An 18619-nucleotide genomic window follows, 5' to 3' on the forward strand; every position below is an offset into this window, starting at 1 on the left:
ATGGAATGCATTCTTCAGGGGTCCGCACCATGCATAAAACGATTCGAACTTGTGTCACCGCCGCCGCGATCGCGGCGAGTCTCGCCGCGCTGCCTTCGCTGTCGCACGCGGCTTCGCCGGGCGACGGCATCAACCAGGGTGACGTACTGGTCCGGCTGCGCGCGATCAGCATCCAGCCGAACGAGCGCGCGAGCGACACGCTGGGCGCGATCAACACGGGCGTGAACAACGCGATCGTGCCGGAGCTCGACTTCACGTACATGATCCGCGACTACCTCGGCGTGGAACTGATCCTCGGCACGTCGCGGCACCAGATGACGTCGAGCCTCGGCAATCTCGGCGGCGTGGGCGTGCTGCCGCCGACGCTGCTGCTGCAGTACCACTTCAACCATGCCGGCAAGGTGCGCCCGTACGTCGGCGCGGGCCTGAACTACACGTACTTCTACAACAACGGGCTCAACGTCGGCGGCGAGGGCGTGTCGATCAACAAGAGCAGCTTCGGTCCGGCGCTGCAGTTCGGCGTCGACGTGCAGCTCACGAAGAAGGTGTTCATGAACGTCGACGTGAAGAAGATCTGGATGAGCACCGATGCGACGCTCGGCGACAAGGGCATCGGCACGCTGCACATCGATCCGCTGATCGTGGGCGTGGGCGTCGGGATGAAGTTCTAGGCGCGTTCGGACAAGAACAGAGTTGGGGTTGGCGGCATGTCAGTCGGCATGCCGCTCTTTTTTTGTGCGGCTTGCGCGACGGACGCGGGCACCGATTCGCAGCGCGCGTCGGCCCTTTCGTAATAGCGCGTCGTCGCGGGCGGCGTGGCCGGCAGCGCGATCGCCAGGCGACAGTACGCGCCGTCCGGCAACGCGACCCGCAGCGGCGTCGTCAGTTGCGCGCCCGTGAGCAGCAACCTGCCTTCGCTTCCGGTGACAGTGACGAACCGGTCGTCGACGTCGACGACGGTCGACAGCACCGGCAGCGGTGTGCCGTTCGAGAGCGTCACGGTCAGCAGCACGCGCCGCGTTTGCTCGACGGCAAATTCGACGCGACTGACCGAGCCGCGGCCGGCTTCGACGGTCTGTATGCCGTTCTTCAGGTCGAGATTACGCGGCAGGCTTTTCGTGTTGATCCGCACGAGCGTTTGCGTGTACGCGGGCAGCGACGCGATGACGGCGCGGCCGTGGCGATCGGTCCAGACCGGGCCCGACGGCGTGACGAGTTCGATGCCAGCGCGATCGCCGACGCGGGCGAGTGCGAGCGTGTCGCGAATCTCGTACGGCGACAGCATGCCGACGCCATCGAGCAGCGCGACCGCACCGCGCAGATTGACACCGAGCGTCGCGCGATCGGCGCCGTAGAGGCCCGCGTTGACGATCGCGCGCACATGCTTCGGCGTGGCGCTGACCGTCGCGCGGATCGACGGCGACTGGATCGCAGTGTCGTAGTCGGCCGCGACGCTGTAACTGCCGGTCCGGCCGAACGTGTCGGAATAGCGGGCGCCCGAACGCACCGAGTCGCCGGTGACGTTCGCAAACGCGCTGACGCTGCGCGTGCCGATCGGCACGGTCGCGCTCACATAAACCTGCGTGCCGATGGCGCCGCGGGTGCCGAACGTCCGGCTCACGTTCAATGCGAGCGAGCCCCGCCCGAGCGGGCGGGTCCATGCGCCGGCGATGCGCTGCATCGCGGGGCCGTCGATCACCGCGACCCGCGTGTAGTCGAACGACAGCATGCCGAGCGTGCGATCGCGCCAGCCGAGCGCCGCCGCGAACTGGGTGCGCGCCGGCGGCGTGAATGCATCGATCGACCGCACCGCATCGGTCAGTTCACGGTATCCGGACGTGCGCCGGACGAACGACACATTGGCGCGCAATGGCGTGTCGCCGTTGCTCGACAGCGCGATACGCGTCTGCGCGCCGTTGCGTCCGGCGGCGCGGCTGAGGTCGACGCCGACGGCCGCGGCGACGCCGGCAAGCGGTGCGAATTCCACGCTCGCGGCGCCCGACTGCAACGGCGACGACATGAGGATGCCGGCGTTGAGCCGCGCGCGTTGCCGGATCTGCCAGCCGCGCGTGGCGGTCGCGAGCCACGGCGCTTGTGCGTAGCCGTCGTTCTGCAGGCGGCCCACCGCGACCGCCAGCCCTTGCGCCGCGGCGAGCCCGGCACCGGGCAGCGACGAACCCGGCACGATGAAATGCTGCGCGTCGCCCGTGGCCTCGACGACGGTCACGTCGAGATCCGCGCTGCCGCTGACGAGCGGCAGGTCGGTCAGCGTGAACGGCCCCGGCGGCAACTGCGACGCATGGATCAGTACGCCGAGCTGGCGTACCTCGACGCGCGCCTGCGTGCGTGCGATCCCGGTCACGCGTGCGGCCGCGCCGGGCGCGACGGCGAGTGCTTCGTCCGGAAACATCTGTACACCGAACGTCCGGCCGATCGCGAACAGCGTCGAGCGCGGCACGATCTGCCCGGCCTGCAGCGTCGTGCCGCGCGACGCGAACGTGCGCTGCGCGTAGGCTGCCTGATGATCGATGCCGGCATGGCCATCCACGACCGTGGCGATCTGGCTGCTGCGCACGATCCAGTCCGCCGCGTTGAAGCCGGCTTCGGTCGTGGCTTGCCAGTATTGCGACGTGCCGGCCGGGTTGCGCGTCGTCATCGCGAGCAGGTCGTAGTTGACGAGCCCGGCGAAGCCGCCGTGCTCGAACGTGTCGGGCGTGCGCGGCCTCGTGTCGAGCGCGTCGGCCGGCACGACGAGGTCGACGGCGCCGTCGGCCGGGCGCAGCGTGACGATCGCCTGCGGATACGCGCGCCGGTAGTCGTAGCATGGCGGCGTGTCGGCGCTGACGTTCTCTGCGGTCGCTGCGGCCGCATCCCGTAGCGCGTCGGGCACGACAAGGCCGGCCGCGCGCAGCAGGCCGGGCGTCGCGCACAGGTTGCCGTTGTCGTCGAATCGCGCATCGGCGCGGCCGGCCCGCTTGCCATTGACCGTCAGCCGAACGGAAGCCGTGCCGGGCATGAAGCGCGGCGCGTGCGCGAAATAGCGGCTCGCGGTGGCGTCGATCCCGTGCTCGCGCAGCGCGCCGGTGTCGAACTCGACCGTGTCGGACGCGGTGTCGCCCGGGCGGGTCGCGGCGGCGCACCGCATGCAGGTCCCAACGGCGAACAGCGCGAGCGCGACGAAGCCACGCGCGACGCGGCCGCGCGGGCCATGAATGGCACCTGACATGGCAAATCAGCAATCGCCGACGCGGTGCTTAACGTTGCTTGGCCGTATCGGCCGCATTGGCCGCAGCTGGTGGGACCAGCGCTGCGTCGTAGTGATCGACCGAGTAGCCGTAGACGGTGGCGGGGAAGAGGCGCACGCGCTCGGGCGTCACGGCGTCGCGGGCCAGTGCGATCCGGCGGGTCTGTCCGGCCAGCACGTAGGGTGCCGGCAGCGACACGATCTGCCCCGACGGCAGCAACTGCGCTTTCTGTTCGAGACGCACCACATAGCGGCTGTCGTTGCGCACGATCAGCTTGCCATCCTCGATCGACCACTTCAGCAGTTCCCATGGCCGGTCGTTGCGCGCGAGGTCTTGCGGCTGGATCAGCACCGGCAGGTTCTGGCGAATGATCGTCTGGATCTCGTTTTTGTTCTGGCGTTTCGGCGGAATGCCGGAGAACGAGACGCGGGCGAGGCGCTGCGTGGCGAGCGGCGCGTTGTCGGCGAGAACGAACCGGACGAGCTGCACCGCACCGGCTTCGACACGCGCGATCGGGGGCGTCACGATGAGGAGCTCGGCCTTGTCCTCGGGGATGGGCTCGACCGTCGTATGCAGGAGCGTCGGGTGATTGTCGGTGTTCCTGACCGAGATCGTTCCTTCGCCGTCGGCTTCGTCGACGATCACCACGGACGTCTCGGGCACGACGCCCATCGCGTGGACGACGCTCGAACCGATCAGGCAACCGAGGAGCGGGGCGAGCAACGACGCCCGCAGGGTATGACGTGCAGGGAATTTCATGGGCAGCAGGCTAGGCGGTAATCGTGCGGCGCACCGCCGCTTCGGCGAAGCGGCGGTGCAGTCGACGCCTGTCAGGCAATCGACGCGATCGGAGGAAAAACGCGTACCGGAATTACAGGTACACGAGCGACACGGTGGCGAGGCCGTCGAGATTGATTTCCTGGCTCAGGTCGAGATTCGACGTCTTGTCGATCGCGGCCTGCACGTCGAGCGTGCCGGTGAAGACCTTCGCCGCGACCGGGACGGTCTGGCCTTTCTTCGCCCACGACTCGTAGTCGCCGGTGTTGGTGGCGACCCCGTTGGACGTCGCCCAGCTGGCGCCGCTGGTGGTCGAACCAATCGAATCGACCGCCGCACCATCCGCCGTGAACGAGTTCGTTCTGAAACGGAATGCAAAAGCGCCGATATTCTTGCCGCCGGCCGCTCCGAGACCGAATTGCGTTTTAACCGGATTGGACGAGCCGAAGAAATTGATATTGCCGGTAAATGCGCCGGTGCCCGCGCGATTGTCCTGCGCGCTCAGTGCGACGCGGGCCGCAGCGTCACACGTGATCGTGATCGAATCCGACAGAACCTGCAGCAGCGTGGGCGCGGTCGGACTGAGTTCGGCCGCGCCGATCAGTCCGTAATCGAACGTGCCGCCGCCGGCGAGCGTCGGCGTGCAGGCGCCCGGCTTGATCTTGCCGGTGACCGCGACGTCGAACGAGTCGGCGAACGCCGACGCGCTCCCCAGGGCGAGCAGACCTGCCATCACGACATGCGACGCTTGGTTAGTCATCTTAATGAATTTCATTGGAGCGGTTTCCTTTAACTAGCCGGAATTCCGAAGGTAATTCGGTGATCCGGTTTTTCGATGGGTGGAAGATAAATCGCTCGCCATAATTTCCGGGGAGCGGATGGAATTTATCAATTAGATTTAATAATTGAAATCGTACTTGTACAGATTTTTGCGACTATTTCAGTGGAATTTATGGCATTTAATCGAGAAAATAATCGGGTTTATCGATGGGGTCTGGTGTTTTGATCGTTACGAATGTCAGATGTAATATTTTTCAGCTTCGATAAGGATCAAGCGGATTGGATTCAATCTGAGCGGACAATATCGAAAAAAAACGGGTGCGCGGGCATGCCGGTTGGCAACGGACGATCGTGACGAAGGACGCGCGGCGTCATTGCGCCGATGGCGCTTGCCGGCAGCGGGAAGTCGGAACGGAAACGGAGTGGCCCCCTCGATCGCGACGGAGCGAGTGCGGTGGTGAGGCGGGGGGAGAGAAGTGCGGCTGGGTCAGGCCCGCCGGCGGCCGGCCCATGATCGGGCCAGCGGCGCCCGGGGCGGGCGCATCGCGTCGGCATGCGCCGACGCGGGACGGCTTACAGCTTGTCGTACTGGAAGCGCATCGCGGTGCCTTCGCGCGTGATGCGCTCCCACACGGCCCGCTTTTCGTCGTCGCTCAGGAACACCCAGTTCGATACTTCGGCGGCCGTGCGGCCGCAGCCCTTGCAGACTTCGTCGAAGAGGGTCGAGCAGACGCCGATGCAGGGGCTGTCAGGCAGGTCGTGGAGATTGGAGGCCATCGGAAGGTTTTGCGCCGTGAAATCGTCAGGGCATCATTTTAATGCATGGAGGCCGGGTGGCCGGCCGGATGCCGGCGCGCCGCCGGTGCGCACGCGGTTTTGCCACCGCTTTCTTTTCCTGATGGACAGGCGTCGATTAACCGATAGAATTCCCCGGGAACGCCCCGCCGTGCGGGCCGCCCGGGCGGCTTGCGACAGCAATCTGTTCCGTTTGCGCGACACGGGCATGATTTTTTTGTGACGGCGCGCGAATAATGGTAGCGTTCGGGGTTTTCGAGGGGTGGCGTGCCGCAATGCGCCGCCATGACGAGGCAGACGGCAGCCGGACACACGGTCCGGCCGGAGGGAGAACGGGATGAAAGCAAAGGTAGTGGGCCGGTTCGCAGCGCTCGCGCTGTGCGTGGGTGCGTCGGCCGCAGCGGCGAAGGATACGCAGCTCAATATCTATAACTGGTCGGACTACATTGCGAAGGACACGATCCCGAACTTCGAGAAACAGACGGGCGTCAAGGTTCGCTACGACAACTACGACAGCGACGACACGCTGCAGGCGAAGCTGCTGACGGGCAGCTCGGGCTACGACATCGTCGTGCCGACCAGCAACTACGCGGGCAAGCAGATCGCGGCCGGCATCTTCACGCCGCTCGACAAGTCGAAGCTGCCGAACCTCAAGCACCTCGATCCGCAACTGATGGCGCTCGTCGCCGGCGCCGATCCGGGCAACAAGTACACGGTGCCCTGGGCATACGGCACGACCGGTCTCGCCTACAACCTGACGAAGGCGCAGCAGGCGCTCGGCAAGGTCCCGCTCGACAACTGGGACATCCTGTTCAAGCCGGAAAACCTCTCGAAGCTGAAGACCTGCGGCGTGTCGGTGCTCGACGCGCCGGACCAGATGTTCGCGGCGGCGCTGCACTACATCGGCAAGGATCCGATGAGCACGAATCCGGCCGACTACAAGGCCGCGATGGAAGTGCTGAAGAAGATCCGCCCGTACATCACGCAGTTCAACTCGTCGGGCTACATCAACGACCTGGTCGGCGGCGACATCTGCTTCGCGTACGGCTGGTCGGGCGACGTCGTGATCGCGAAGCATCGCGCGCTCGAAGCGAAGAAGCCGTACAAGGTCGAGTACTACATTCCGAAGGGCGGCGCACCGGTCTGGTTCGACGTGATGGCGATCCCGAAGGACGCGAAGAACAAGGACGCCGCGCTGCAATGGATCAACTACATCGAGGATCCGAAGGTGCACGCGGCGATCACGAACGCCGTGTACTACCCGAGCGCGAACGCCGAGGCCCGCAAGTACGTGCGGCCGGACGTCGCGAACGACCCGGCCGTCTATCCGCCGGCCGACGTCGTGAAGACGCTGTTCCTGCTCAAGCCGCTGCCGCCTGAAATCCAGCGTCTGCAGACGCGTCTGTGGACCGAGCTGAAATCGGGCCGCTGACGCGAGCCGAAGTGAGCCAGCAGTCATGAAGCCCCTGGTGCCCCCGGGGGCTTTGTTCGTCAAACGCAGGAGAGAAGCAGCACATCATGAATAGCCAGTCGGGTGCGCCGGTTGCGGGCGCGCCGTCCTTCGTTCCTTCGTCCGGCGCGAATGCGCGCGCCGAGACCTTTGTCCAGATCGTCGACGCCGTCAAGAAATTCGGCGAGACCGAAGTGGTGCGCAACGTGAACCTGACGGTGCGCCAGGGCGAGCTGTTCGCGCTGCTCGGCAGCTCGGGTTCCGGCAAGTCGACGCTGCTGCGGATGCTCGCGGGCCTCGAGACGGTCACCTCGGGCAAGATCCTGATCGACGGCGAGGACCTCGCGCAGATGCCGCCGTACAAGCGGCCCGTGAACATGATGTTCCAGTCGTATGCGCTGTTCCCGCACATGTCGGTCGAAGCGAACGTCGCCTACGGCCTGAAGCAGGAAGGCACGCCGAAGGCCGAGCTGAAGGAGCGCGTCGCCGCGGCGCTCGAGCTCGTGCAGATGAGCAAGTACGCGAAGCGCAAGCCGCACCAGCTGTCGGGCGGCCAGCAGCAGCGCGTCGCGCTCGCGCGTTCGCTCGTCAAGCGTCCGAAGGTGCTGCTGCTCGACGAGCCGATGTCGGCGCTCGACAAGCAGATCCGCCAGCGCACGCAGATCGAGCTCGTCAACATCCTGAAGAAGGTCGGCGTCACCTGCATCATGGTCACGCACGACCAGGAAGAGGCGATGACGATGGCGAACCGGCTCGCGGTGATGAGCGAAGGGCAGATCGTGCAGATCGGCTCGCCGAACGAAGTCTACGAATATCCGAACAGCCGCTTCTCGGCCGAGTTCATCGGCTCGACGAACCTGTTCGACGGCGTCACGGTCGAGGACGAACCCGACTACGTGTACATCGAATCCCCGGAGCTGCCGAGCCGGCTGTACGTGAGCCACGGGATCACGGGCCCGCTCGGGATGCCGGTCACGGTGTCGGTGCGCCCCGAGCGGATCGCGCTCACGCGCAAGCCGCCGGAAGGCGCGTTCAACTGGGCGCGCGGCAGGATCACCAACGTCGCGTACATGGGCGGCTATTCGCTGTATCACGTGAAGCTCGACGCGGGCAAGACGGTGATCGCGAACGTGTCGAGCCTCGCGATCACCGAGCTCGACACGCCGTCGCTCGGCGACGAGATCTACGTGCGCTGGAGCGCGACCGCCGGCGTGGTGCTGACGTCATGAACGCGCTCAAGTCCCTGCTCGCATGGCCGGTGCGGCGCTTCAACCTGACCGGCGGCTCGGCGGTCGTCGCGGGGCCGTACACATGGCTCGTGCTGTTCTTCCTCGTGCCGTTCGTGCTGGTCGTGAAGATCAGCTTCGCGGAGCTGCAGCTCGGCATCCCGCCGTACACGGAGCTCGCGTCGTACACGGACGGCGTGGTGCACGTCGCGCTGAACCTGTCGCACTACGCGTTCCTGCTCACCGACAGCCTGTATTTCGCGACCTACGTGAATTCGGTGGTGGTCGCCGCGATCACGACGCTGCTGTGCCTGCTGATCGGCTATCCGATGGCGTACTACATCGCGCGTTCGAACCCGGCGACCCGCAACCTGCTGATGATGGGCGTGATGCTGCCGTTCTGGACGTCGTTCCTGATCCGCGTGTACGCATGGATCGGGATCCTGAAGAACAACGGGCTGCTGAACAACTTCCTGATGTGGATCGGCCTGACCCATACGCCGATCGAGCTGTACCGCACCAACTACGCGGTGTACATCGGGATGGTGTATTCGTACCTGCCGTTCCTCGTGATGCCGCTGTACGCGCACCTCGTGAAGATGGACCTGCGCCTGCTCGAAGCCGCGTACGACCTGGGCGCCAGGCCGTGGCGGGCGTTCGTGCAGATCACGCTGCCGCTGTCGAGGAACGGGATCATCGCGGGCTGCCTGCTGGTGTTCATTCCGGCGGTCGGCGAGTACGTGATTCCGGAACTGCTCGGCGGCGCGAACACGCTGATGATCGGTCGCGTGATGTGGAATGAGTTCTTCAACAACGCAGACTGGCCGATGGCGTCGGCCGTGACCTGCGCGATGGTGCTCCTGCTGCTCGTGCCGATGGCGATGTTCCAGCACTTCCAGGCGAAGGAGCAGGAGGGCCGCCGTCGATGAAGCCGAATCGCTACCTGCAGTTCGCGGCGCTGTTTGCCGGCTTCGCGTTCCTGTACATCCCGATCATCAGCCTGATCGTCTATTCGTTCAACGAGTCGAAGCTCGTCACCGTGTGGTCGGGTTTCTCGTTGCGCTGGTACGCGGCGCTCGTGGACGACGACGAGCTGCTGACGGCCGCGTGGCTGTCGCTGAAGATCGGCGTGCTGACCGCGTTCGCGTCGGTGTTCATCGGCACGTGGGCCGGCTTCGTGCTCGCGCGGATGGGCCGCTTTCGCGGCTTCGCGCTGTTCAGCGGGATGATCAACGCGCCGCTCGTGATCCCCGAGGTGATCCAGGGCATCTCGCTGCTGCTGCTGTTCATCGAGCTGGCGAAGTGGATCGGCTGGCCGGCCGAGCGCGGCGTGTTCACGATCTGGCTCGGCCACGTGATGCTGTGCATCTCGTACGTCGCGATCATCGTGCAGTCGCGCGTGCGCGAGCTCAATCCGTCGCTCGAGGAAGCCGCGCTCGATCTGGGCGCGACGCCGCTGAAGGTGTTCTTCACGATCACGCTGCCGCTGATCTCGCAGGCGCTGATCGCCGGCTGGCTGCTCGCGTTTACGCTGTCGATCGACGACCTCGTGCTGTCGGCGTTCCTGTCGGGCCCCGGTTCGACGACGCTGCCGCTCGTCGTGTTCTCGCGCGTGCGCCTCGGCCTGAACCCGGAGATGAACGCGCTCGCGACGCTGTTCATCGTCGCGGTGACGGCCGGCGTCGTGATCGCGAACTTCGTGATGCTGCGCCAGGAACGCAAGCGGATGGCCGCGTTCGCCGTCTGACGTTCTCACGCACAGGTTGCGCACGCAACGAACAACGCCCGGTGCCGACGACGAGTCGGGCCGGGCGTTTTGTTTTGGGGTGCGCGCCGCGTGCGGTTCGCGGCTTAGGCGCTGAACGCCGCCTTCGCCAGCAGCCCGCACGCCACGCAGACGAGCACGGCCGCGAAGCCGGCCTGCACGTGCCGCGCGGACAGGTGCCGGGACGCGCTGCGGCCGACGGCCATCCCGAGCGCGGTCGCGACCGTGAACCACAGCATCATGTCGAGCGGCGCGCGCGTGCCCGACACGAGCGTCGCGAACACGCCGCCGGTGCCGACCAGCGCGATCACCATCAGCGACGTCGCAACCACGCCGTGCATCGACACGTTCGTGAACTTGCGCAGCATCGGCACGATCACGAAGCCGCCGCCGACACCCAGCAGCCCCGTCATCAGTCCCGTCACCGCGCCGGTCGACGCGAGCGCGACGCCGACCGGCCAGGACCACACGAGCCGGCCCGTATCGGGATTCACGCGACCGACGCACAGCGGCGATTCGGCCGTGTCGCCGGGCGCGTTGCGCAGCGCCTGCCGTAGCAGGCGGCCCGCGACGACCAGCATCGTCAGCGCGAACAGCGCCAGCAGCACGCGCTGCGGCAGCATGTGCGCGAGCCGCACGCCGAGCGTCGTGAGCGGCACGCCGGCCACGGCCATCAGCAGCGCCGCGCGATAGCGCACGAGCCCGCGGCGAAAGCCTTCGAGCGCGCCGAGCGCGGCGCTGCCCGCGACCGCGACGAGCGCGACGGGCGTGGCTTGCTGTATCGGCCAGCCCATCCCGGCGACGAGCGCGGGCACCGCGAGAATGCCGCCGCCCGCGCCGGTGAGGCCGAGCACCGCGCCGACGAAGCCGCCGAGTACGAGGGAGATCAGCATGATGTCAGCGGGTTCCGGTCAACGGGCGATCGCGGGCTTCGCGAGCCATTCGCGGCCCTTGAGCATCGCCTTCCAGTAGAGCGGCGGCAGCACGCGCTCCTTGAGCAGCCACGCGAGCCGCGACGGGCGCTTGCCGTCGATCAGCCACGCGGGGAAGGTCGGCGCGACCTTGCCGCCGTACAGGAATTCGGCGAGCACGATCTTGCCGCGCTCGACGGTGAGCGGGCACGATCCGTAGCCGTCGTACGCGGCGTTGCCGTGCGCGCGGCCGAGCGACGCGAGCAGGTTGTGCGCGACGACGGGCGCCTGCTTGCGTGCGGCCGCGGCGGTTTTCGCGTTGGTCGTGTTGGTGACGTCGCCGAGCGCGAAGATGTCCGCGAACCGCCGGTGCCGCAGCGTCGCCGGATCGACGTCCACCCAGCCGGCCGCGTCGGCGAGCGGGCTCGCGCGCACGAAATCGGGCGCCTTCTGCGGCGGCACGACGTGGATCATGTCGAACGCGCGCTCGACGGTTTCCGTGCCGCCGTCGGGCAGCGCACGCGTGAACGTCGCGCGCCGCGCCGGCCCGTCGATCGCGACGAGGTTGTGGCCGAACGACAGCGCGATGTCATAGCGTTTCACGTATTCCATCAGCGCGGGCACGTAGTCGGCGACGCCGAACAGCGCGCCGCCCGCATTCAGGAACTCGACGTTCGCGGCGTCGAGGCGCCCTGTGCGCCGCCAGTGATCGCACGACAAGTACATCGCCTTTTGCGGCGCGCCCGCGCACTTGATCGGCATCGGCGGCTGCGTGAACAGCGCATTGCCGCCGCGGAACGCCTGCACCAGTTCCCACGTGTACGGCGCGAGATCGTAGCGATAGTTCGACGTGACGCCGTTGCGGCCGAGGGTTTGCGCGAGGCCGTCGATCGCGTGCCAGTCGAGCTTGAGCCCCGGGCACACGACCAGCCTGCGGTAGCCGATGCGCCGGCAGCCGTCGAGCACGACCGTGTGTGCGTCGGGTTCGAAGCCGGCGACCGCCGCCTGGATCCATTTCACGCCGCGCGGCAGCAGATCGGCCATCCGGCGCGCGGTCGTCTCGGGCCGGAACACGCCCGCGCCGACCATCGTCCAGCCTGGCTGGTAGTAGTGGGTATCGGCCGGATCGATCACCGCGATATCGAGCGACGCGTCGCGCGCAAGCAGGCTCGACGCGACCGCGACGCCGGCCGCGCCCGCGCCGACGATCACGATGTCGTGCCGCGCGTCGACGGCCGGTGCGGCCTGATCGCCGCCTGGTGCCACGCCTTGCGCAAGACGCGGCGCGAGCGCGCCGAGGTCATAGCCGGCCGCGGCGGCGATCGCGACGATGTCGCCGGCCGGGCGTCGGCCCGCCTGCGACAGCGCCCACAGCGTCGCCGAACGCGTGCCGCTGCGGCAGTACGCGAGGACCGGGCCGGCGAGCGTCGTGACGAGCGCGCCGAACTGCGCGGCCTGCTCGTCGGTGACCTTGCCGGTATCGACGGGCAGGTAATGCACGGCGATGCCGAGCGGCGCGGCGGCGGCGCGGATCTCGGCGACGGTCGGCTGGTCGGCGCCTTCGCCGTCCGGACGGTTGCAGACGATCGCGCGGATGCCCGCCGCGTGCAGCGCGTGCAGGTCGGTCGCGGCGATCTGGGGCGAGACCGACAGCAGGTCGGTCAGCGGGCGGATGGTCATGTCGGGGTTCTCCGGTCGGGGCGGCGGCTCAGATCGCGTCGAGCGGGATCTTCAGGTAGCGCACGCCGTTGTTTTCGGGCTCGGGCAGGTGGCCGGCGCGCATGTTGACCTGCACCGACGGCAGCATCAGCACCGGCATGTCGAGCGTCGCGTCGCGCGCGGTGCGCATCGCGACGAAATCGTCTTCGGTCACGCCGTCCTTCACGTGCACGTTCGCGCGGCGCTGCTCGGCGACCGTCGTCACGAACTGCACGTCGCGGCCGCCCGGCTGGTAGTCGTGGCACAGGTACAGGCGCGTGTCGGGCGGCAGGCCCAGCACCCGTGCGATCGAGCGGTACAGCGTGCGTGCGTCGCCGCCGGGGAAGTCGCAGCGGGCGGTGCCGTAGTCGGGCATGAACAGCGTGTCGCCGACGAATGCCGCGCGCTGCGTCGCGTCGTCGACGCAGTAGGTCAGGCAGGCGGGCGTATGGCCCGGCGTATGCAGCGCGCGGATCGTCAGCGCGCCGAGCGCGAGCGTGTCGCCGTCGTCGAGCAGGCGATCGAACTGGCTGCCGTCCTGGGCGAAGCCGGGGCCGGCGTTGAACAGCGTGCCGAACACGTGCTGCACGCGGCGCACGTGCGAGCCGATCGCGATCCGGCCGCCGACGTGCGCCTTCAGATACGGCGCGGCCGACAGGTGGTCGGCGTGCACGTGCGTTTCCAGCAGCCAGTGCACGGTCGCGCCGAGTTCGGCGACGCGGGCGATCAGCCGGTCGGCGCTGGCGGTGCGCGTGCGTCCGGACTTCGGGTCGTAGTCGAGCACGCTGTCGATCAGCGCGCACGCGCGGCTCTCGGTATCGAGCAGCAGATAGCTGACGGTGTGGGTCGCCGGGTCGAAAAAGCCTTCGACCGACAGCATGGGGGCATGGCTCACGGGATGTCCTCGATCGGGTTCTGCATAGGCAATCGGCAATCCGATGTTCAAGAAGCGTGCCAATCCGTGCCATGAGGCTGGGCGATCCGGCAGGTGCTTGATTCGGTTCGGATTTTCGGCGCGATCGCGATGCGTCGCAGGCACGGCCGGCGGATCGTCGCCAGCGCGGACTGCCATGTCTGGCAGTGTCGTGGCAGAATTGGCAGTCCGCCTGGCAGTTCGTCCGGCCATCCGTTCTCTCGCCTCCCCATGAATTCGCACGACACCATTCCGATCGTTCCCGCGCCGTCGCGCGCCGTCATGCCCGACGTGCGTGCGCTCGTCGCGTATCTGGAACAGGATCCGCAGCCGATGATCGTCCTCGATCCCGACTACCGCATCCTCGCGGCGAACGATGCGTACCGGCGCCAGTTCGGCGTGGCGGGCGTCGAGCACGTCGGGCGGCACTGCTTCCAGGTGTCGCATCACTACGACGTGCCGTGCGACCAGGCCGGCGAGCATTGCCCGATGAAGCAGGCGCTCGAGTCGCGCAGCCTGAACCGCGTGCTGCACATTCACCATACGCCGCGCGGCCCCGAGCACGTCGACGTGGAATTGCGGCCGATCTTCGACGCGCGCGGCGACGTGATCGCGTACGTCGAGCGGCTGACGACGGTGCGCAGCGCGTCCGCGCAGCCCAGCGCGGAAGGGCTCGTCGGCGGCGCCGACGCGTTCAATGCGGCGCTCGGCGCGCTGCAGCGCGTCGCACCGTCGATGCTGCCCGTGCTGCTGCTCGGGGAATCGGGTACCGGCAAGGAATTGTTCGCGCGGGCGCTGCACGAGGCGAGCGCGCGCGCGATGGGGCCGTTCGTGGTCGTCGATTGTTCGGGCATCGCCGAGACGCTGTTCGAGAGCGAGCTGTTCGGCTACGAGAAGGGCGCGTTTACCGGCGCGAACCAGCGCAAGCCGGGCCTCGTCGAGACCGCGCAGGGCGGCACGCTGTTTCTCGATGAAATCGGCGACGTGCCGCTGCCGATGCAGGTGAAGCTGCTGCGGCTGATCGAGTCGGGGACGTTCCGGCGCGTCGGCGGCGTCGAGGCGCTGCGCGCGGATTTCCGGCTCGTCGCGGCCACGCACAAGCCGCTGCGCGAGATGATCGACGACGGCCGGTTCCGGCAGGATCTCTACTACCGGATCAACGCGTTTCCGATTCCGCTGCCGGCGCTGCGCGAACGACAGGGCGACGTCGCGCTATTGGCCGAATCGATCCTGCGGCGCATCGCGAACGCGCGCGGCAACGCGGGCGACGCGAGTGCACGACCGTTCGCGCTGACCGAGCGCGCACGCGCGTGCCTCGATGCGTATGCATGGCCCGGCAACATCCGCGAGCTGCGCAACGTGCTCGAACGCGCGTGCCTGTTCGCGGACGACGGCACGATCCGGGCCGAGCACCTGCCGGCCGAACTCGTCGCGGCGGCAGCGGCGCCGCAGGAGCGTGACGCGGACGCGCGCGGCCTGTCGGACGCGGAGCTCGTGCGCATCGCGCGCACGTTCGACGGCACGCGCAAGGCGCTTGCCGAGCACGTCGGGATGAGCGAACGGACGCTGTACCGGCGGATGAAGGCACTCGGCCTCGGCTCGCGCGAGCGCTGAGCGGTGGCGCGAGGCTGGTGGCGGTGCGCGGCTTTGTCGATAATGGCGCGTTCGATTCCACTGCCATCGCCGATGAAAAGACCTTTCCTTTCGCGTTGCCTGTTGCTTGCAGCCGCCGCTCTGGCCAATCCGGCCCGCGCCGCCGACTACACGTGGACCGATGCGGCCGGCGCGCATGCGGTGACGCTGGCCCGAACCGCGTCCGGCGATGACGTCGAGCTCAAGGTGTCGGCGGCGCTCGACGGCCGGCCCGACTGGACCGTGCGCGACTACGTGAAGGCGTGTCCGGTCGACGTGATCCTTGACGTCGTGCCCGCATCGATCGAGATGCGCGACCTGCTCGGCAACGGCCGCAAGCAGTTCCTGTTCGCCTACAGGATCGGCTGCCGCGGCGACGTCAGCGCCGACCAGGTCAAGTACTTCCTGATCGACGCCGGCACGAAATACGTGTTGCGCGGCGAGGAAACCGTCACGGTGAAGGGCAAGTTCGTGGACGGCGGCGCGGCGCCGGTGCCGAATGCGGACCTGAAGGCCCAGCCGGTGTTCCTGTGCTACATGACGAAGCACTGGCGCGCGATCAGCAGGCGCGAGTACGAGTAGGCGGCCGCCGGGCCGTGGTGGGCGATACGGGCGGGCGGCATGCGGGAAACCCGCGTGCCGCCCGCACCTTCATGCGCTCAACACGCTCAACGCGCAGGCACAAGATGCGCCATCGCATCGCGCACGAAACCGAGCAGCGTGTTGTCGGTCCACGAATCCTTCGTCAGCGCCGGCTCGTTCATCAGCGCATGGCGAAATTTCGCGTGCGTGGCCGGATCGTGGCCCGCATAGCTGCAGAACAGATCGAGCCAGCGCTGCGCGAGCGCGCGGCCTTGCGGCGAATCGGGCGTCGCGCCCGCGTCGATCGCGTCGCGCACGTCGGCCATCAGTTGCGGCCATTCCAGCGCGCGCTCGCCGTAGTGCGCCCGCATGAAGCGGATCTCGTCCGGCGCGAGATACTTCTCGAAAATGCGCATTTTCGTCTCCGCCGTCGCGCGCACCACATAGTCGCGCAGCGCGGTCGAAATGCCGATCTTCGACTGCATCGCCGGTTCCCGTTCGTGCATCAGGTTCAGCTTCGCGAGCAGCCGCGGGTCGTTGTTCGTGTCGCGCACGAGCAGCGCCATCCAGCGCGCGGCGAGCGCACGCACGCGCTCGTCCTCGGGCGGCACGCCCGCGTCGTACAGCGCACGGACCTCGCCGATGAGCGAAATCCATTCCGCGTCGCCCGCCTGGCTCTTCTGGTACATCGGCATGCGCGCGAGTTCTTCCTCGGAGAAATATTTGTCGTACACGGTCATCAACTCCAGTGTGGTGAGCCAATCGGCCAGTTCCGGCTCCGTGCCCGCCGCGAGCTGCGCGTGCAGGCTCACGAGCCGCTCGCGTAGCTGCGCGGTCTGCGCGAGCTGACGGTCGAGCAGCGCGATCTGCTTCGAGATGAGATCGACGAGCGGGGTGGTGCCGGGCTGGTTCAGGTGATCGCCGATTTCGGCGAGCGACAGTCCGAAGCGACGCAACGCCTGGATCTGGTGGAGCCGGGCGATGTCGTGGCGGTCGTACAGCCGGTAGCCGTTGTCGGCGCGCGCCGAAGGCGTCAGCAGACCGATTGCGTGATAGTGATGAAGCGTGCGGACGGTCAGCCCGCTGCGTTTCGCCAGTTCTCCCACTTTCAGTCGCATTCGTTCCTCCGTTCGGTGCGCACACTGGAGTCTCGAACGTTACGCTACGTGAGGGTCAAGCGGAAGATCGCGGATTGGCGCGCGGGATGGCCCCGCGCGCCGTGCGTCTGAAGGAAACCGCGCGTTATTGGGGGGACGGTGGTGACGGCGGCGCGTCTGGCGCGGCCGTGCGCGCCTGGGTGGCGGGGGCGTCGTGATCCGCGTTGCCGGGATGGCCGGCTTGGTCGGTTTTCACGGCCTTGCCGACGCCGACGCCCGCGCCGTCGACCGGCGGCGTGCCCATCGCCTGGTAAAGCCGCGCGGTATCCGCGAACCGTGCGCCGGTCGCGCGAAGCTCGTCGAGCCGCGCATTGCGGTACTGCAGCTCGCTCGCGCGCGCGGCCGACGGCGGCAGCGCGCCGAGCCGCACGCGGGCGGCCGCGTCGTCGTACGCACCGCGCGCGGAAAGGGCGGCATGCGACGACGCGTCGAGCGCCTCGGCATCGTGCTCGAGCGCCGCGAGCGAATCGGCGACGTTCTGGAACGCGCCGAGCACGGCCTGCTTGTACTGATCGACCGCGGCCTCGTAGGTCGCCTTCGCCGCGCGGCGCTGGGCGAGCAGCGCACCGCCGTGGAAGATCGGCTGGCTCAGCGACGCGCCGACATTCCAGATCGAGCCGGCGCCCGACAGCATCGTCGGCCAGCTGAAGCCGCCTTTGCCCATCGCCGCCGACAGCGACAGCTGCGGGAACATCTGCGCGGTCGCGAGGCCGACTTCGGCCGCGGCCGCCTTCAGCCCGGCGTCGGCGGCCTGGATGTCCGGACGGCTTTGCAGCAGGTCCGACGGCACGACGACAGGCACCTGCTCGGGCAGGTGCAGATCGGCGAGCGTGAGATCGGCCGGCGGCCGGTCGGGCGTGCGGCCGACCAGCACCGCGAGCGCATGGCGGGCCGAGTCGCGTTGCTGGCGTAATGCGGGCAGGCTTGCCGCGAACGTGTCGGCGCTTTGCCGTGCATTCAGCGCGTCGCTGCGCGACGCCGAACCGAGCGCATGGCGGCGTTCGGCGTCGTGCGCCTGATCGTTCGCGAGCGCGACGAGCCGCTCGGTCGTCTCGATCTGCGCATTGAGCACCGCCACGGTGATCGACGCGGTGACGATGTTCGCGGCCAGCGCGCGCCGGGCGGATTCGAGCTGGAACGCACTGACGTCGACGCGTTTCGCGAGCGCGCGGTTCGCGAAGCGCGACACGCCGAACAGATCGACCGTGTAGCTCGCCTGCAATTGCCCGACGAACGTGTCGTACAGCAGCGTCGGCGCGCCGAGCGCGGGAATCGGCACGCCGAGCGCGCGCTGGCGCGTGGCCTGGGCGCCCGCGTCGATCGACGGCAGCATCGAGCTGCCGATCTGCCCGCGCAGTTGCTCGCGCGCGGCATCCAGCGAATGCGACGCCGCGCCGAGCGTCGGGCTGTTGCGCAGCCCTTCGTCGACGAGCGCGTTCAGCGCATCGGAACGGTACTGCGTCCACCAGTCGGGCACCGGTTGCGCGCCGACCTCGAACTGCTGCGCGACGCCTTGCGCGGACACCGTCTGCTGCACTTGGGGCGTCGCGCCGTAATGCGCAGGCGACGGCATCGCGGGCGGCTCGCCGCTCGGCGCGAACCATGCGCAGCCGGCGAGCGGCCCGACGAGGCTCGCGGCCGCGAGCGCGCGCGCGGCCTTCGTTTTCAGGTTCATCGACAGTTCCATG

General features: G+C 67.9%; 16 protein-coding genes. 7 read left to right on the forward strand and 9 right to left on the reverse strand.

The window, feature by feature from the left end:
* Positions 1 to 29: 29 nt before the first annotated feature.
* Positions 30 to 671, forward strand: a complete 642-nt coding sequence (locus tag SB771_RS10110; protein ID WP_012363958.1) for an OmpW/AlkL family protein — start codon at positions 30 to 32, stop codon at positions 669 to 671.
* Here SB771_RS10110 and SB771_RS10115 read toward each other — a convergent pair.
* The 4 genes from SB771_RS10115 to SB771_RS10130 form a co-directional block, all read right to left on the reverse strand.
* On the reverse strand, positions 668 to 3226 hold the full coding sequence (locus SB771_RS10115) for a fimbria/pilus outer membrane usher protein (RefSeq protein ID WP_175660852.1): 2559 nt from the start codon (positions 3224 to 3226) through the stop codon (positions 668 to 670). The genes SB771_RS10110 and SB771_RS10115 overlap by 4 nt on opposite strands.
* A gap of 28 nt (positions 3227 to 3254) precedes the next feature.
* A complete protein-coding gene (locus tag SB771_RS10120; RefSeq protein WP_175660851.1) occupies positions 3255 to 4004 on the reverse strand; it encodes a fimbria/pilus chaperone family protein in 750 nt (249 codons plus the stop codon).
* A gap of 112 nt (positions 4005 to 4116) precedes the next feature.
* A complete protein-coding gene (locus SB771_RS10125) occupies positions 4117 to 4782 on the reverse strand; it encodes a DUF1120 domain-containing protein (RefSeq protein ID WP_244096787.1) in 666 nt (221 codons plus the stop codon).
* Positions 4783 to 5375: 593 nt separating this feature from the next.
* The gene (locus SB771_RS10130; protein ID WP_006493160.1) at positions 5376 to 5579 is read right to left on the reverse strand and encodes a DUF1289 domain-containing protein; all 204 of its coding nucleotides are present in this window, start codon (positions 5577 to 5579) and stop codon (positions 5376 to 5378) included.
* 355 nt (positions 5580 to 5934) lie between these two features.
* On the opposite strand from SB771_RS10130, the gene SB771_RS10135 reads away from it, so the two are divergent.
* The 4 genes from SB771_RS10135 (at position 5935) to SB771_RS10150 (ending at position 10020) form a co-directional block, all read left to right on the forward strand.
* Positions 5935 to 7029, forward strand: a complete 1095-nt coding sequence (locus SB771_RS10135) for a polyamine ABC transporter substrate-binding protein (RefSeq protein ID WP_105788906.1) — start codon at positions 5935 to 5937, stop codon at positions 7027 to 7029.
* 86 nt (positions 7030 to 7115) lie between these two features.
* On the forward strand, positions 7116 to 8276 hold the full coding sequence (locus SB771_RS10140) for an ABC transporter ATP-binding protein (protein WP_105834461.1): 1161 nt from the start codon (positions 7116 to 7118) through the stop codon (positions 8274 to 8276).
* Positions 8273 to 9202 (forward strand): ABC transporter permease subunit, encoded by a 930-nt coding sequence (locus SB771_RS10145; RefSeq protein WP_175660849.1) that lies wholly within the window; start codon positions 8273 to 8275, stop codon positions 9200 to 9202. Before SB771_RS10140 ends, SB771_RS10145 begins: the two co-directional genes overlap by 4 nt.
* On the forward strand, positions 9199 to 10020 hold the full coding sequence (locus SB771_RS10150) for an ABC transporter permease subunit (protein ID WP_175660848.1): 822 nt from the start codon (positions 9199 to 9201) through the stop codon (positions 10018 to 10020). Before SB771_RS10145 ends, SB771_RS10150 begins: the two co-directional genes overlap by 4 nt.
* A gap of 104 nt (positions 10021 to 10124) precedes the next feature.
* Here SB771_RS10150 and SB771_RS10155 read toward each other — a convergent pair whose 3' ends face one another.
* From SB771_RS10155 to SB771_RS10165, 3 genes are read right to left on the reverse strand one after another with little or no spacing between them, the layout of a single operon-like run.
* A complete protein-coding gene (locus SB771_RS10155; protein WP_175705025.1) occupies positions 10125 to 10931 on the reverse strand; it encodes a sulfite exporter TauE/SafE family protein in 807 nt (268 codons plus the stop codon).
* An 18-nt stretch (positions 10932 to 10949) separates the two neighbouring features.
* Complete coding sequence (locus SB771_RS10160; RefSeq protein ID WP_175660847.1) at positions 10950 to 12629, reverse strand: bifunctional protein tyrosine phosphatase family protein/NAD(P)/FAD-dependent oxidoreductase; 1680 nt, start codon at positions 12627 to 12629, stop codon at positions 10950 to 10952.
* 28 nt (positions 12630 to 12657) lie between these two features.
* The gene (locus SB771_RS10165; protein ID WP_249203526.1) at positions 12658 to 13527 is read right to left on the reverse strand and encodes an MBL fold metallo-hydrolase; all 870 of its coding nucleotides are present in this window, start codon (positions 13525 to 13527) and stop codon (positions 12658 to 12660) included.
* Between the two features lie 264 nt (positions 13528 to 13791).
* Here SB771_RS10165 and SB771_RS10170 point away from each other — a divergent pair, with 264 nt between their 5' ends.
* Both SB771_RS10170 and SB771_RS10175 read left to right on the forward strand, forming a co-directional pair.
* Positions 13792 to 15174: a sigma-54 interaction domain-containing protein gene (locus tag SB771_RS10170; RefSeq protein ID WP_175660846.1), complete on the forward strand. Its 1383-nt coding sequence runs from the start codon at positions 13792 to 13794 to the stop codon at positions 15172 to 15174.
* Between the two features lie 72 nt (positions 15175 to 15246).
* Entirely contained in the window at positions 15247 to 15774 is a 528-nt protein-coding gene (locus SB771_RS10175; RefSeq protein WP_175660845.1) for a M949_RS01915 family surface polysaccharide biosynthesis protein, read from the forward strand.
* An 86-nt stretch (positions 15775 to 15860) separates the two neighbouring features.
* Here the strand turns inward: SB771_RS10175 and SB771_RS10180 are convergent, their stop codons facing one another.
* Complete coding sequence (locus SB771_RS10180; protein WP_175660844.1) at positions 15861 to 16892, reverse strand: MerR family transcriptional regulator; 1032 nt, start codon at positions 16890 to 16892, stop codon at positions 15861 to 15863.
* A 124-nt stretch (positions 16893 to 17016) separates the two neighbouring features.
* The gene (locus SB771_RS10185; RefSeq protein ID WP_175660843.1) at positions 17017 to 18618 is read right to left on the reverse strand and encodes an efflux transporter outer membrane subunit; all 1602 of its coding nucleotides are present in this window, start codon (positions 18616 to 18618) and stop codon (positions 17017 to 17019) included.
* Position 18619 lies beyond the last annotated feature (1 nt).

It is taken from the genome of Burkholderia sp. SIMBA_051 (genome assembly GCF_046534915.1).
Taxonomy (GTDB): domain Bacteria; phylum Pseudomonadota; class Gammaproteobacteria; order Burkholderiales; family Burkholderiaceae; genus Burkholderia; species Burkholderia ambifaria.

Bases quoted from the DNA above. Each gene is read 5' to 3' on its own strand.
- SB771_RS10110 (WP_012363958.1), top strand. From the start codon at position 30: ATGCATAAAACGATTCGAACTTGTGTCACCGCCGCCGCGATCGCGGCG.
- SB771_RS10115 (WP_175660852.1), bottom strand. From the start codon at position 3,226: ATGTCAGGTGCCATTCATGGCCCGCGCGGCCGCGTCGCGCGTGGCTTC.
- SB771_RS10120 (WP_175660851.1), bottom strand. From the start codon at position 4,004: ATGAAATTCCCTGCACGTCATACCCTGCGGGCGTCGTTGCTCGCCCCG.
- SB771_RS10125 (WP_244096787.1), bottom strand. From the start codon at position 4,782: ATGACTAACCAAGCGTCGCATGTCGTGATGGCAGGTCTGCTCGCCCTG.
- SB771_RS10130 (WP_006493160.1), bottom strand. From the start codon at position 5,579: ATGGCCTCCAATCTCCACGACCTGCCTGACAGCCCCTGCATCGGCGTC.
- SB771_RS10135 (WP_105788906.1), top strand. From the start codon at position 5,935: ATGAAAGCAAAGGTAGTGGGCCGGTTCGCAGCGCTCGCGCTGTGCGTG.
- SB771_RS10140 (WP_105834461.1), top strand. From the start codon at position 7,116: ATGAATAGCCAGTCGGGTGCGCCGGTTGCGGGCGCGCCGTCCTTCGTT.
- SB771_RS10145 (WP_175660849.1), top strand. From the start codon at position 8,273: ATGAACGCGCTCAAGTCCCTGCTCGCATGGCCGGTGCGGCGCTTCAAC.
- SB771_RS10150 (WP_175660848.1), top strand. From the start codon at position 9,199: ATGAAGCCGAATCGCTACCTGCAGTTCGCGGCGCTGTTTGCCGGCTTC.
- SB771_RS10155 (WP_175705025.1), bottom strand. From the start codon at position 10,931: ATGCTGATCTCCCTCGTACTCGGCGGCTTCGTCGGCGCGGTGCTCGGC.
- SB771_RS10160 (WP_175660847.1), bottom strand. From the start codon at position 12,629: ATGACCATCCGCCCGCTGACCGACCTGCTGTCGGTCTCGCCCCAGATC.
- SB771_RS10165 (WP_249203526.1), bottom strand. From the start codon at position 13,527: ATGCTGTCGGTCGAAGGCTTTTTCGACCCGGCGACCCACACCGTCAGC.
- SB771_RS10170 (WP_175660846.1), top strand. From the start codon at position 13,792: ATGAATTCGCACGACACCATTCCGATCGTTCCCGCGCCGTCGCGCGCC.
- SB771_RS10175 (WP_175660845.1), top strand. From the start codon at position 15,247: ATGAAAAGACCTTTCCTTTCGCGTTGCCTGTTGCTTGCAGCCGCCGCT.
- SB771_RS10180 (WP_175660844.1), bottom strand. From the start codon at position 16,892: ATGCGACTGAAAGTGGGAGAACTGGCGAAACGCAGCGGGCTGACCGTC.
- SB771_RS10185 (WP_175660843.1), bottom strand. From the start codon at position 18,618: ATGGAACTGTCGATGAACCTGAAAACGAAGGCCGCGCGCGCGCTCGCG.